Raw genomic sequence first — 12,695 nt, forward strand, 5'->3', positions numbered from 1 at the left:
GGCCGGCCGACGTAATGCCAACCGGCCGCTGCGGGGTCGTGAGGCCTGAATTGGGAGCCCCTTGATGCTGCCGAAGCTGCGGCCTCCCGGTAGTAGGGTAGGACTCTAGTTGCTGAACTTCCGGTCGATGAGCTTCAGGAGCTTGTTGATGTGCTCATCCTTGCGCACCCAGCCGTACTGCTCCGTCAGGTTCTCCGTAACGTAGCGCTTGGCGGTGCTGGCGTCGGGCAAGGTATCCAGGTGCTGAATGGCGGCGTGGTACTCCATATTCTCCCCGTTGAACAGCTCATTGATAAAGCTGAAGCGCTGGTTAATGGAAATGGCCTCGCGTAAAGATTCCACCCGGGGCCCTTTCTCGGCCAGCGTGGTGCTGACCCGCTCCTGCCGCAGCGTTTCGCTCAGGCTGGGCGCCGCCGGCTGTTCAGCCTTGAGCTTCTCATACAACGGTACTGCCCCACCGGCCACCGAATCCGCCAGGGGCCGACGAGGTTCCGCTGGTATTTCGGGGGTAGACTTTGGGGTAGCTGGTACGGCGGGTGCGGCCGAGGACACGGGACTTGGTGCGGGTTCCGGTACGGCGGGTGCTGGGGCGGGAGGAGCGGGGGCAGCGGGTGCTGGTGGGGCCGGTTGAACAAGCGGCCCAGACGACACTGGTTGAGCGGGGGGCGCTGCCTCCGGGGCCGCGGGCTCCTCGTACAACTCTTTTTCAGAGAGAGGAAGCAGCACGTTAAACGATTCCAGCACAGAAGCCAGCGGCTGCAGCTCAGCGGCGCAGGTCTCCTCGTGCAAGCGGAAGCGGCTCACCAGGTAGTCGCGCTCCTGTTCCTGCTGGGCCGGTAAGGTGGCCAGGAAGCTTTCGAAGACGGGCTTGTTCAGGTCGAGGTAGCGCAGGCCTTCGCGCAGCTGCTCCGGCGTGCAGGTGGTAGCTTCGCCCAGCAGCTTATGGGTAAACATCTCCGTGGGAGCTAGGGCCCCGCCGAGTGTATCGGTAATGGCCTGGGCCAGCAGGGGCTCAAACACGGGCCGACTAAGCTTAATGCGCCGCGAAAGAATGTTCATGAACTGTGTTAGGGCCTGCCGCACATCAGCGTCCTCGAAGTCGAAGTAGGGGCTGCGCAGCTTGGTCATTTCGGCCGTCCACTTGCCCAGCAGCTGCTGCACGACGAACAGGTTGACTTGCCGAATAGGGGTGAAGCGCAGTACTGCCGGCCCATCGAGGGTAGCCGTGGGGCGGGCCCCGAAGTGCTGGTCGCAGAGCAGCGAGGCCAGCAGGCGGCCGTATTGTTCACGCTTGGCGTGGCTATATTTGGTCTTCATGAAAAGCCTGATTCAACGGGCAATTTAGGGAAAGATGCCCACTCTACTTGTGCAAAATCTGCCCGGCGGGCCTATTCCGGTGGCCGCCGGCGCTACCCTGCTAGCCGCCGTACAGGCCGCCGGCCACGACTGGCTCCATGCCTGCGGGGCCCGGGGGCGCTGCACTACCTGCCGCCTGCAGGTAGTAAGCGGCCCGGACCTGCTAACGCCGCCCACTGAGCCGGAGTTGCGCTACCGGGCGGCCGGCCGCTTGTTGCCCACCGAGCGTCTCACCTGCCAGGCGCGCCTACCCGCCGGCGAGGTCACGGGCCGCGTGCCGGAAGCTACCAAGTTGCCCCACGTTCAGTATGTGGAGTAAAACGGCGCGCCGCCCGGGCGTCATTAGTAGCAGTACTCATTCTCGACCAGCTTCAGCGGGCCCCGGAAAAAGGCGAGAAAATTAAGCTAGCCTACCACGCAGAGTATGAGCTGTTAAGCCTAACGAAACTGTTGGGCGGAGCGAGCCAGCGCAGCAGTAGCCAGGCTGGTTGGTTGCTGGTATCCGGAAGCAAACTCGTAATTTCGGTACCGCGCTGGCCCACCGGCTTGCTCGCTCCCGTATTTGCTCACCTTCTTACCCACTCTCCTGTGTTTATCGAACCCCGCGTCGGTACCGGCCGTGATATTGCCCGCCAGGGCTGGATTGAAGTTGTGTGCGGCTCCATGTTTTCCGGCAAAACGGAGGAGTTAATTCGGCGACTGAACCGGGCCAAAATTGCTCGTCAGCGGGTCGAGATATTCAAGCCCGCCCTCGATACGCGCTACCACGCCGAGGACGTGGTGTCGCACAACCAAAACAGCATCCGCTCCACGCCTGTACCCGTGGCCCAGGAAATGCTGCTGCTGGCCGCTGGCTGCGACGTAGTGGGCGTAGATGAAGCGCAGTTCTTCGACGAGTCGTTGGTGGAGGTGTGCGTGCAGTTGGCCAACCGGGGCACCCGCGTCATTGTGGCCGGCCTCGACATGGACTACATGGGCCAGCCCTTCGGTCCCATGCCCGCCCTGATGGCCGTGGCGGAGTTTGTTACGAAAGTGCACGCCGTGTGCGTATGCTGCGGCGAAATAGCCTCTTATTCCTTCCGGGTTGCTGCCTCCGAAAGCAAAATTCTGCTGGGCGAAACCGACGCCTACGAAGCCCGCTGCCGTTACTGTTTTCAGGAAGGCATGCGCGAAAAAGCAACCGAGCCAAGCAGCCAGGCCGAAGCACGCTAAGCCAAGAGCGAGCCTCGGGGCAGGCTCCGCGAGTGCCCGCGCCTCAGGGCAGCACTAAAGCCCCGCCGGCGGCGTTATCTTGCCACTGCACTTTGTAGGGTGCCGTACGTATTTGCCGATGACTCTAATGTTACGCCTGCGCCGGGGGGCTATCCTCGCGGCTTTCTTCCTGACCGTTTTTGCTTCCGCTGCCCGCGCCCAGTCGACGGCCGGCTACGGCGACTGGCAGCTGCACCTACCCACCAACCGGGCCAAGGCCCTGGCCGAAGCGGGCGACCGGGTGTACGTGGCGGCTGAGGACGCCTTCTTCTACTTCGATAAGAGCCTGAACACCACCCGGCTTCTGTCGCGCCGCGACGGCCTGCACGACGTGGGCGTCAACGCCCTGGCCTACGACTCCGTCAGCCAGCAGGTAGTGGTGGCCTACCGCAACACCAACCTGGATATTCTGCGCCTGAAGGATGGGGCTATCTTGAACCTGCCGGATATTCTGCGCAAGGAAATCAGTGGCACCAAAACCATCAACCACATTCACGTGGCGGGTAAAACGGCCTACCTCTCGTGCAGCTTCGGAATCGTAGCCCTGGATCTGGCCCGCCTCGAAATCCGGGATACATACACCAATATTGGGCCGGGTGGAACGGTAGTGCAGGTGTACGCCACGACCGTGGCCGGCAACCAGCTGGTTGCTGCTACCTCCAATGGCCTGATGCGTGCCCCCCTGGCCGCCAACCTGCTCGATTACCGCGCCTGGACCACCGACCTGTCTAACCGCGGCGACTCCTTTCGTACGGTGGCGGTGCAGAACGGGCAGGTATTTGCCGGCAGCATCGGCGACCAACTGTACCGCTACAACCCGGCTACCCCCACTACGGGCTGGCAACCCGTGGCTGCTTCCCTGCGGGGCGTGGAATTTCGGCAGCTGACGCCTTCGCGGGCCGGCTTACTCGTGACAGATAACACCAAGGTATCGGTGCTGAACGCGGCCACCGGCGCAGTAACGGCCACGCTACGGCCGGCCCATCTGCGCGACCCGCGCGCCGCCCTACGCACCCGGGACGGCGCCTACTTCCTGGCTGATTTTTCTAACGGCTTGCTGAAAACAACCAACGGACAGCAGGCAGAGCAGTTCATTACCAACGCGCCAGCCCAGGCCCAGGCCTACAGTGTGCTAGCTGACGCCCGCACCAACACCGTGGACATCTTCAGCGGAGGCTACGAAGAGCGATTCAAACAGCAAGACTTTTACCGGGGATTTTTTGAGTACAAAAATGGGCAGTGGGACAACATCACAAGCGCTACGCTGTCGTCCGCCCAGTACCCTAACCCCAAGGACGTATCCCGTGGGACCCGCACTCCCGATGGCACACTTTACGTGGCTAGCTACGGCAACGGGCTGCTGGAGTGGAAAGGTCCCGGCAACTTTCGCTTATTCAATCCTACTTCTAGTCTGCCCAACCCCCTACGTAGCGCTATTGCCGATCTTAACTACACGCGGGTAACCGATGTAAAGGCTGATACTGACGGAAAAGTGTGGGTAGTGAACCGCCACCAGGTAGCCGGACAATCGGGCCTGTTCATCTTCGATCCAGCTGCTTCTACTTGGACAACTGTTCCTTATTTCAATGGTAGTGACAACCTGGAGCGACTAGTCCATGACGACGTGGGAGGCGTGTGGGTAACACGGTCCCGCGCTCCGGAGGGTACCACTCTGGGGTTGAATGCATTCAACCTGACTACCAACGAGAACCGCTACTTCGGTGTTACTGATGGGTTGCCTTCCGGAGAGCTGTATGACATTGTGAAAGACCGTAACGGGAATATCTGGGTGGCCACCAAGTTAGGCCCAGCGGTATTTACCGACCCCAGCTCAGCTTTCGACCTTTCGCTAGGGCTAGGCTTTACCACACCTATCGTGCAGCGTGGCGAAGGCACGGGCTTTGCTGCGCTGCGAGACGAGGTAATCCGCGCCATAGCCGTGGATGGGGGTAACCGCAAGTGGTTTGCCACTGACCGGGGCTTGTGGCTCTTCAACGAAGATGGTGATGAAGCCCTGGCTCACTTCACCACCGAAAACAGCCCCTTACCCTCCAACCGGATTGTGGACGTGGAAGTGAATGACAAAACCGGCGAGGTATTCGTGGTAACCGATGCCGGGGTGGTGTCTTACCGCGGGGGCGCTACCGTCACGGAGGGTAAGCCTAGCTGCGCCAGCGTGTTCCCCAACCCAGTTCGCACGGACTTTACGGGTCAGGTAGGTATTTCTGGGCTGGCTAACAACGCCACTGTTAAAATCACGGATGTGGCAGGCCGCCTCGTGTATCAAACCCGCGCCAATGGCGGCACTGTTACCTGGAACCTGGCCGACTACAACGGCCGCCGGGTGCAGTCGGGCGTGTATCTAGTACTGTCATCGGATGCCGACGGAAAGAATGGCTGCGTTAGCAAAGTAGCCGTAGTAGAGCGCTAGAGCTCAATTCTGCCTGAATTTTGCGGCGCGGTGAGGAGTTAATTAGGCCTTTGCATTTGTTCTGCTTTATCAGAGCCGAAGTTTCGGGAGTCCGCCCGCGTGCCATAGCACCGCCCGGCACGCTGCCTTCACCTAAGCCGGCTTATTATTCATCAGTAGCTTTTGCTTCATGCTTATAAAAACCCGTGGTATCGTTCTGAGTTACATGCGCTACCGCGAAACCAGCATCATTGCGCGCATTTACACCGAGCAGTTGGGGCTGCAGAGCTACGTTGTGAACGGAGTGCGCAAGGCCAAACCCCCAGGCCGAATTGCCCTGTTTCAGCCATTCACGCCACTGGAGCTGGTGGCCTATACCTCCCGTAGCGGCGGCCTCACTCGCCTCTCGGAGTACCGGTGCGCCGAGCCGTTCCGCACCCTGCCTTACGATGTACGTAAGAGCAGCATTGCTCTGTTTCTGGCAGAAATTACGGGCCGTGTGCTGCAGGAGGAAGAAAAGAATGAGCCTCTATTTACATTTCTGCACGATTCCATTCTGGCTTTCGACCGGCAGGAGGAAGGCTTTGAGAACTTTGCCTTGGTGTTTCTGCTGGGGCTCAGCCACTACCTAGGTTTCGGTCCCGAAAATGGGGAGCAGATTACTACTCAGGTGGCTTTTGCCTCCGAAGTACCGGGCGGCGCAGTCAGCACTAGCGCTACGGCCATGCGTTTTCAGGAGTTTGAGCAGCATTTTGACGCTTTACTTCGGGAGCCTGCTACCGCTACCGTTCCTAATGGGCGCGTACGCCGGGAGCTGCTGGGTGTGCTGATTCGCTACTACCAGCTCCACGTGGAGCACTTAGGCGACATCCGCTCCCTCGCCGTTCTTTCGGAGGTGCTGGCCGAGCTGTAGGGTAACTACTATCTCTTCCACTTAAACACACGGGCCCGACTCAGTTGCTGAGTCGGGCCCGTGTGTTTAAGTGAGGCATGAGAGCTTCGAGGGGTTACTTTACGCCTACCAGCTCTACATTAAAGCGCAGCACAGAATTCGGCGGAATGTCGGTGCCGGCGCCGCGCGGACCATACGCCAGGCCGGAAGGAATTAGCAGAATGGCTTTGCTACCCTTGTTGAGGAGGGCAATGCCCTGGTCCCAGCCGGGAATCACCTGGCCCGTACCCAACGGAAATTCAATGGGCTTATTTCCATTTCGCTCCGAAGAATCGAAAACCTTACCGTTGAGCAACAGGCCTTTGTAGAGCACTGAAACGGTTTGTCCCTTCTTGGGCTTGAGGCCCGTGCCGGCCTTGGTCACAACGTAATACACCCCGCTCGGGGTTTTCAAAGCCTTCAGCTTGTTTTGCTTGAGGTAGGCTAGAATGCGGGCATCGTCCTTGAGTTTCTGCTGGGCAGCCTGCTTTTTAGCTTGCTCCTGGGCCAGCTGCATTTGCCGCTGCACATCCTGCATGGCCTCGGCCTCCGTCTGCACCTTTTCAGCCTTGGCCAGTACCGTCAGTGTTGCGCCCGCCCGCCGCACAAACGGCGGCACCGGCTGGCGAAACGACTTGGCAAAGACCGTATCCACGTTCAGGCGGAACACGCCCGAGTCGCCGGGCTGCAGCAACGACAGTGCTTCCTCAACCCCGCCCGCCTGTCCGCGCCGTATTGTATCCAGGGGCACTCGCACGGGCTGGCCGCCGCCCTGCCGCCGGGAGTGCATCAGCACGGAGTCCGTGGCCGTCCGGAACTCTAGGTGCAGGCTCATGATGCGGCCCACGCGGGTGGCGTAGGAGGGGTCACCGGTAGCAGGCAGGGCCGGGCGCAGCACGTACCGCCCATTTTCCCGGCGATAAATTCGGTACTCCAGGCCGGAGCGCAGCTTGCTGAAGGGGGCGGGTTCTCCCTGAAAGCTCATCAGACCGGCCGCCATGAAGAGGGCAGAAGCAAGCAGGGGCAAGCGGGATAAAAGAAATTGCATACGGATGGAAAGGAATTCAGCGGCTTAAGATACGGGCTTACGGGCAAGCCGGGGTATGGGGTAGCACCAGATCAGCAGCCGGTTTGCCCAAAACAAACGGCCCAACAGTGCGCTACTATTGGGCCGGTCCTTATTTTATTTTCAACACTTCCAGCTCGAACACCAAGTCAGCATTGGGCGGAATCAGGTAACGCTCCTCGTTGTCCGGGTCGGGACGGCCTTCGGGGCCGTAACCCAGAGCGGCCGGAACCCAGACCCGCGCCCGGCTCCCCTGGGGTAGCAGCAGCAGCACCTCGTCCCAACCCGGCACCACTTCCCCACGGCCCGCCCGCACTTTCAGCGGCCCACCCTGTTTTACTGAAGCGTCGAAAATATGCCCATCCATCAGAAAGCCCGTGTAGTGCACGGTCACTTTCTCCCCGGCGCGGGCCGCCGGACCAGAGCCCGGCTGTCGAATCAGGTAACGCAGCCCGGAAGGGGTAGTAATGGCCCGCGCCAGCAGGCTGTCGGTGGTAGTGGGTACGGCGACAGGCAAGACCTGCTGAGCCTGCACCCAGAAGGGAGCAATGCTCAGCAGCAAGCCCAGAATGCCAAGGTAGGAGTGCCGCGTGGAAAGGTGCACGTTACTGAACTTCAGTGACTTCTATATCAAATAGCAGTGGCGTAGGAGGCGTATTAGGCACCAAGCTCTGATAGTAGCTACCCCCACCATATACTAGTAGAAAGGAAGGGATAATTACCTGCTTTCGGTCGCCTTTACGCATTTGTAGCACTCCTTGCTGATAGCCAGTTGGTGCTTCTGGCGTAGGTTGATTTGCATAGAAGGAGATACATCCGCACGGAGTACGATTAGAACTTGAGGCAACAAGTACCTGTCCTTCATTAGTCTCACCAATGTACTTGCTGACAAAATTAGTAGTCACCTTGTTACCAGCTTTAATCAGCGAATTAGTGGTAGGCCCGTCGACCAGCGGTACCAGGTAAATTCCCGAAGGTAGGCGAGTATAGTTGGTGATGCTATGCCGGGTGAGGTAGGCCTGAATGGTAGCGTCGTCCGCTTTTTTCTGATCCTCTTCCTGCTGACGGACCTGCTTGATATAATCAGGCTCGGTGTTGCAGCTGGTAAGGGCCGGCACGGTAAGGAGCGGCAAAATCAACAGGGAAAGGGCCAGCGCAAACTTCTTCATGGGAAAACGCAAAAGGTAACGGACTACTGCTATTTCGTCCTGTTTTAATTTATTTGATGTCAGCCAGTTCTACGTCAAAACGCAGAATGGAATTTGCCGGAATCGTGCTGACCGCTCTGTTGCCGTAAGCCAGCGAAGAGGGAAGCAGCAGAATAGCTTTGCTGCCTTTGTTGAGCAAGGTGAATCCTTCATCCCAGCCGGCTATGACCTGGCCGTTGCCTACCACAAACGAGAATGGACTAGTAGCCGAGGTATTGCTGTCAAACACTTTTCCGTCCAGAGTAGTGCCGGTGTAGCGGGCTGCGGCCGTTTGGCCTTTTTTGGCGTTAGCGCCGGTGCCCGGCTGGGTAATGGCTATATATAGCCCGGAGGGCTGACGCTGGAAGCCAGTTAGCTTTTTGTCGGCAATGTATTTCTGAATGGTTGCTTCGTCGCGGGCCGCGTAGTCAATGGTAGTGGCAATGTCCACAACCTCCACATCAAAGCGCAGCACCGTATTGGGCGGAATCGGGCCAGCTCCTACCTCCCGGTAAGCCAGAGCAGAAGGAACCAGGAAAGTAGCTTTGGCGCCCTTGTTCAATAAGGTAAAGCCCTCTTCCCAGGCCGGAATCATGATATTCTGCCCCAAAGGAAAGTCCAGCAAGCTGTAGGAGCTAGTGTTGCTGTCAAACACCGTCCCGTTAAGAAAGCTGCCGCTATACTTCGCCGACACTAGCTGGTTTTTTTGAGCGGTTGGTCCGGTGCCGGGCTGGGTAATAGCCACGTACAGGCCCGAAGGCTGGCGCTGAAATCCCGTCAGCTTGTTATCGGCAATATAGGTCTGAATGCTAGCCTCGTCACGAGCGGCGTAATCAGTATTATCTTCCTTCTGGCAAGCGCTGAGCAGCAACATAAACAAGCCCAGTAAGGACAGGGGCAGTTGGGTTAACCGAGAGCGGAAAAAAGCGTTGGACATAGTATGATATAAAAGGCGGGGTTTGCAACTACTACAAGGTGCTAGCGTGGTAGTACGCGGCGAAAACAACCAGAAAACCAATCTGCCCGCACCGAGAGTTGCCTCATCTTTACTTAATGTCGGTTACTTCCACATCAAAGCGCAGTATGGAATGCGCCGGAATAGTGCCCATTGCCCGTCCGGCATAGGCCAAATCAGACGGTATCAGCAGAATGGCTTTGCTACCCTTGTTTAGCAGCGCGAAGCCCTGGTCCCAACCCGCAATAACCTGGCCTTTACCGAGTACAAACGAAAACGAGCCCAACGTACTCATATTGCTGTCAAACACATTTCCGTCGAGGGTAGTGCCCTTGTACTTGGCCGAAACGGTTTGGTCGGCTTTGGCAGTGGCGCCGGTACCAGGCTGGGTAATAGCTACGTACAAGCCCGAGGGCTGACGTTGGAAACCAGTGAGCTTGTTATCAGCAATATAGGCCTGAATGCTAGTCTCGTCGCGAGCAGCGTAGTCGGTGGTATCTTCTTCCTCTTTCTGGCAAGCAGTCAGCAGCAAGGCAAACAGGCTCAGCAGCAGGGGTAGCCGGGGCAGGTGGGTGCGGAAAAAAGCGGTGTACATACGCAACGGAATAAAAGCGGTGTTGTCAACAAGAGCAAAAAGCCCCCGGCCCGGTTGCACCGGACCGGGGGCTTTTCTGGAGGCGTTAACCAGCGGGCTTACTTGCCCTGCTGCTGGCGCTGCATCTCTTCCAGCTGGCGCTGAATGTCAGCGGCGTTAGGCTGGCCAGCAGGAGCTGCCGGCGCGTTTTTCACGTCTACCAACTCCACGTCAAAACGCAGAATAGCATCGGCAGGAATGTTGGCACCGGCGCCGCGCTGCCCGTAGGCCAGGGAAGAAGGAATCAGCAGCACTGCCTTCGAGCCCTTATTGAGCAGGGGAATAGCCTTGTCCCAGCCGGGAATAACCTGGCCCACACCAATCGGGAATTCAATGGGCTTGCCCTGGTTGCCTTTGGCCGAGGAGTCGAACTCCTTGCCGTCGAGCAGGGTGCCTTTGTACTGCACCGATACCACCTGGCCCTGCTTGGGCTTGGGGCCGGTGCCGGGCTGGGTTACAGCTACGTACACACCGGAGGCGTCCTTCTGGGCGTTCAGGCTGTTTTTCTTGATGTAGTCCTGCAGGGTTACGTCGTCCTTCTTGAGCTGCGTTTCGGCGTAGGCTTGCATTTTCTGCTGCTGCTCCACCTGCATTTTCTGCACGTCGGCCATGGCCTCGTCGCGGGTCTGGACTTTGTCCACCTTCACGTACATGGTCATCGTGTTGCCGGCTTTCTTCATGAAGGGCGGCACCGGCTGGCGGAACGACTTCGCAAAGATGGTGTCCACGTTGAAGCGGAACACGGCCGAGTCGCCGGGCTGCAACAGCGAAATAGCTTCTTCCAAACCGCCGCGCTGCTCCTTGCGCACCGAGTCCAGGGGCACACGCACCGGGAAGCCCATCTGCTGCTTGCGCGAGTTAAACAGGATAGAATCCTTGGCCGTGCGGTATTCCACGTGCAAAGCCATGATTTTGCCTACCCGATCTTTGTAGGTAGGATCACCTTCGGCGCTAACCTCGCGGTCATCGTACTTGCCGTTAGTGCCTTTAAAAACTTTGTATTCAATCCCCGATTTCGTCTTGCTGAAATCACCGCCTTTGTTGCAGGAGGCGAGGCCCAGGACGCCGGCAGCGAGGGCCAGGCTCAAAAAGTTGCGTTGAAGGAGCATGAAAGGGTTTAGCGTTAAAACGGAATGTGGGCCCAAGTTACACCGAATTATACCGATGGCGGCGTAATGGCCAGTGGGGCCGTTACCAGTTGGGTTTGATAGTGGGGGAGCAGCCCTAAAAAGCGCTGCACGGTGTCTTCTAAGGGGTCGTGGCTGATGCCGCCAGCAGCGTTGTGGTGGCCGCCGCCCTGAAAATGGCGCCGTGAAAACTCGCTCACCGAAAAATCACCTACCGAGCGGAAAGAAATCTTTACTGCCTGGGGCCGGTCGATGAGAATGGCGGCAAACACAATGCCCTCGATGCTGAGCGCAAAGTTGACCAGCCCTTCTGTGTCGCCGGTTTTGGAGTGGTACTGGCGCAGCTCATCGGCCGTAATAGCAATGTAAGCCGTGTTGTACTCGCGCAAAACCGTGAGCTTGTCCTTCAGCACGAAACCCAGGAAACGTAGGCGCTCCTCGGAGTGCGAGTCGTAGATGCGGCGGTGCACGTCTGAGAGGTTGATGCCGGCGCTAAGCAGCTCAGCAATAATCAGGTGCACGTTACGGGAGGTGCTCGGGTGGCGGAAGGAACCCGTGTCGGTCATGATGCCGGCGTATAGGCATTCCCCAATGCCGGTGTCAATCAGGTTCTGGTCGCCCAAGTCCCGGATTACTTCAAACACCAGCTCAGCGGTAGCGGCGGCTTTGGAATTAGAGTAGTCCAAATCGGCGAACTGCTCCGGCTCCTGGTGGTGGTCGATTAGGACCTTGGTGCCGGGGGCGTTCCGAATGTATTCGCCCAGCTCGTTGATGCGGCCTAGGCAGGAGAAGTCGAGGCAGAAGAGCACCTCAGCCGTCCCGATGATGTCGCGGACCTGCGCGTCGTTTTCACGTGGCTCATACACAACTACTTCGTCGTTGCCGGGCATCCAGGCCAGGAAGTTCGGGTAGTCCGAAGGCGTCACGACCGTAACGGAGTGGCCCTTCTTGCGCAGGTACCCGGCCAGCCCCAGCGACGAGCCCAGGGCGTCAGCGTCGGGCTTGTGGTGGGTAGTAATGAAAATCTGTCGGGGTTGCGCCAGCAGCTCCTTCAGCTCAGATATTGTGGACATTGCCTACGGGGTAGGTGACTGAATTTCGGTCGATTAGGCCGCGTACAAAGGCGGCAAAAGTCGTAAATAATCTGGGTTCCAACAAAACACCTTTTGGAAAGGTGCGTTTAAGGCGGTCTATGCGCCCTGGAATAGCAAGACACTTTTGTGGAATGCTTCAGTTCCACCTCGCAATGCCGGCTAAACCCGCTACTTTTGCCCCCGCAAACAGGCAGTGCCTCGCGCGCAGAACTCATTTCAACCCCCAACCATACGACAGAGCCCATGGCCACGAACCGCACGTTCACGATGATTAAGCCCGATGCTACCCAGGAAAACCACATTGGTGGCATCCTGAGCATGATTGAGGAAGGCGGCTTCCGCATCGTTAGCCTGAAGAAAGTACTGCTGACTCCCGAGCGCGCCGGCCAGTTTTACGAAGTACATAAGGAGCGTCCTTTCTACGGCGACCTAGTTAAATACATGTCTTCGGGCCCTATTGTAGCGGCTATTCTGGAGAAAGACAATGCCGTAGCTGACTTCCGTACCCTGATTGGTGCTACTAACCCTGCCCAGGCTGCCGAAGGTACCATCCGGAAAAAGTACGCCAAAAGCATTGAAGCCAACGCTGTGCACGGCTCGGATTCCGACGAAAACGCCCAGATCGAAGGCAACTTCTTCTTCACTGCTGACGAGCAATTCTAAGCTTTTCTGCCGCCTGCTCGC

Annotated in this window: 13 protein-coding genes; 5 read left to right on the top strand and 8 right to left on the bottom strand. The window is 58.3% G+C overall.

Going from position 1 to position 12,695, the window contains the following annotated elements; all coding sequences use genetic code 11:
* Window positions 1–105: 105 nt before the first annotated feature.
* Window positions 106–1,317 carry a DUF8457 domain-containing protein gene (locus MWH26_RS01280; RefSeq protein ID WP_247975726.1) on the bottom strand — a complete coding sequence of 404 codons (1,212 nt, stop codon included), beginning with the start codon at window positions 1,315–1,317 and terminating at the stop codon, window positions 106–108.
* A gap of 34 nt (window positions 1,318–1,351) precedes the next feature.
* Between MWH26_RS01280 and MWH26_RS01285 the strand changes: the two genes are divergently transcribed.
* The 4 genes from MWH26_RS01285 (at window position 1,352) to recO (ending at window position 5,930) form a co-directional block, all read left to right on the top strand.
* On the top strand, window positions 1,352–1,675 hold the full coding sequence (locus MWH26_RS01285) for a 2Fe-2S iron-sulfur cluster-binding protein (RefSeq protein ID WP_244694762.1): 324 nt from the start codon (window positions 1,352–1,354) through the stop codon (window positions 1,673–1,675).
* 269 nt (window positions 1,676–1,944) lie between these two features.
* Window positions 1,945–2,568: a thymidine kinase gene (locus MWH26_RS01290; RefSeq protein WP_247975727.1), complete on the top strand. Its 624-nt coding sequence runs from the start codon at window positions 1,945–1,947 to the stop codon at window positions 2,566–2,568.
* A gap of 118 nt (window positions 2,569–2,686) precedes the next feature.
* A complete protein-coding gene (gene porZ, locus MWH26_RS01295) occupies window positions 2,687–5,038 on the top strand; it encodes a type IX secretion system anionic LPS delivery protein PorZ (protein ID WP_247975728.1) in 2,352 nt (783 codons plus the stop codon).
* Between the two features lie 169 nt (window positions 5,039–5,207).
* On the top strand, window positions 5,208–5,930 hold the full coding sequence (gene recO / locus MWH26_RS01300; protein ID WP_247975729.1) for a DNA repair protein RecO: 723 nt from the start codon (window positions 5,208–5,210) through the stop codon (window positions 5,928–5,930).
* A 94-nt stretch (window positions 5,931–6,024) separates the two neighbouring features.
* On the opposite strand, the gene MWH26_RS01305 is transcribed toward recO, so the two are convergent.
* The 7 genes from MWH26_RS01305 to MWH26_RS01335 all read right to left on the bottom strand — a co-directional run bounded on the left by MWH26_RS01305 (window position 6,025) and on the right by MWH26_RS01335 (window position 11,990).
* Window positions 6,025–6,996 (bottom strand): FKBP-type peptidyl-prolyl cis-trans isomerase, encoded by a 972-nt coding sequence (locus MWH26_RS01305; protein ID WP_247975730.1) that lies wholly within the window; start codon window positions 6,994–6,996, stop codon window positions 6,025–6,027.
* A gap of 130 nt (window positions 6,997–7,126) precedes the next feature.
* Window positions 7,127–7,618: an FKBP-type peptidyl-prolyl cis-trans isomerase gene (locus MWH26_RS01310; RefSeq protein ID WP_247975731.1), complete on the bottom strand. Its 492-nt coding sequence runs from the start codon at window positions 7,616–7,618 to the stop codon at window positions 7,127–7,129.
* 1 nt (window position 7,619) lies between these two features.
* Entirely contained in the window at window positions 7,620–8,183 is a 564-nt protein-coding gene (locus tag MWH26_RS01315) for an FKBP-type peptidyl-prolyl cis-trans isomerase (protein WP_247975732.1), read from the bottom strand.
* A gap of 49 nt (window positions 8,184–8,232) precedes the next feature.
* Window positions 8,233–9,138, bottom strand: a complete 906-nt coding sequence (locus MWH26_RS01320; RefSeq protein ID WP_247975733.1) for an FKBP-type peptidyl-prolyl cis-trans isomerase — start codon at window positions 9,136–9,138, stop codon at window positions 8,233–8,235.
* Between the two features lie 109 nt (window positions 9,139–9,247).
* Complete coding sequence (locus tag MWH26_RS01325) at window positions 9,248–9,751, bottom strand: FKBP-type peptidyl-prolyl cis-trans isomerase (RefSeq protein WP_247975734.1); 504 nt, start codon at window positions 9,749–9,751, stop codon at window positions 9,248–9,250.
* A gap of 98 nt (window positions 9,752–9,849) precedes the next feature.
* Window positions 9,850–10,899 (bottom strand): FKBP-type peptidyl-prolyl cis-trans isomerase, encoded by a 1,050-nt coding sequence (locus MWH26_RS01330; RefSeq protein WP_244694776.1) that lies wholly within the window; start codon window positions 10,897–10,899, stop codon window positions 9,850–9,852.
* Between the two features lie 47 nt (window positions 10,900–10,946).
* Window positions 10,947–11,990 carry a DHH family phosphoesterase gene (locus tag MWH26_RS01335; RefSeq protein WP_247975735.1) on the bottom strand — a complete coding sequence of 348 codons (1,044 nt, stop codon included), beginning with the start codon at window positions 11,988–11,990 and terminating at the stop codon, window positions 10,947–10,949.
* A 264-nt stretch (window positions 11,991–12,254) separates the two neighbouring features.
* Between MWH26_RS01335 and MWH26_RS01340 the strand changes: the two genes are divergently transcribed.
* Entirely contained in the window at window positions 12,255–12,674 is a 420-nt protein-coding gene (locus MWH26_RS01340) for a nucleoside-diphosphate kinase (protein WP_110978668.1), read from the top strand.
* Window positions 12,675–12,695: the final 21 nt, after the last annotated feature.

It is taken from the genome of Hymenobacter sublimis (assembly GCF_023101345.1).
Classification (GTDB): domain Bacteria; phylum Bacteroidota; class Bacteroidia; order Cytophagales; family Hymenobacteraceae; genus Hymenobacter; species Hymenobacter sublimis.

Excerpts from the sequence above, each read along its gene's own strand:
- MWH26_RS01330 (WP_244694776.1), bottom strand. The coding sequence starts at position 10,899 with ATGCTCCTTCAACGCAACTTTTTGAGCCTGGCCCTCGCTGCCGGCGTC.
- MWH26_RS01320 (WP_247975733.1), bottom strand. The coding sequence starts at position 9,138 with ATGTCCAACGCTTTTTTCCGCTCTCGGTTAACCCAACTGCCCCTGTCC.
- MWH26_RS01315 (WP_247975732.1), bottom strand. The coding sequence starts at position 8,183 with ATGAAGAAGTTTGCGCTGGCCCTTTCCCTGTTGATTTTGCCGCTCCTT.
- MWH26_RS01335 (WP_247975735.1), bottom strand. The coding sequence starts at position 11,990 with ATGTCCACAATATCTGAGCTGAAGGAGCTGCTGGCGCAACCCCGACAG.
- recO (WP_247975729.1), top strand. The coding sequence starts at position 5,208 with ATGCTTATAAAAACCCGTGGTATCGTTCTGAGTTACATGCGCTACCGC.
- MWH26_RS01305 (WP_247975730.1), bottom strand. The coding sequence starts at position 6,996 with ATGCAATTTCTTTTATCCCGCTTGCCCCTGCTTGCTTCTGCCCTCTTC.
- MWH26_RS01280 (WP_247975726.1), bottom strand. The coding sequence starts at position 1,317 with ATGAAGACCAAATATAGCCACGCCAAGCGTGAACAATACGGCCGCCTG.
- MWH26_RS01340 (WP_110978668.1), top strand. The coding sequence starts at position 12,255 with ATGGCCACGAACCGCACGTTCACGATGATTAAGCCCGATGCTACCCAG.
- MWH26_RS01325 (WP_247975734.1), bottom strand. The coding sequence starts at position 9,751 with ATGTACACCGCTTTTTTCCGCACCCACCTGCCCCGGCTACCCCTGCTG.
- MWH26_RS01285 (WP_244694762.1), top strand. The coding sequence starts at position 1,352 with ATGCCCACTCTACTTGTGCAAAATCTGCCCGGCGGGCCTATTCCGGTG.
- porZ (WP_247975728.1), top strand. The coding sequence starts at position 2,687 with ATGACTCTAATGTTACGCCTGCGCCGGGGGGCTATCCTCGCGGCTTTC.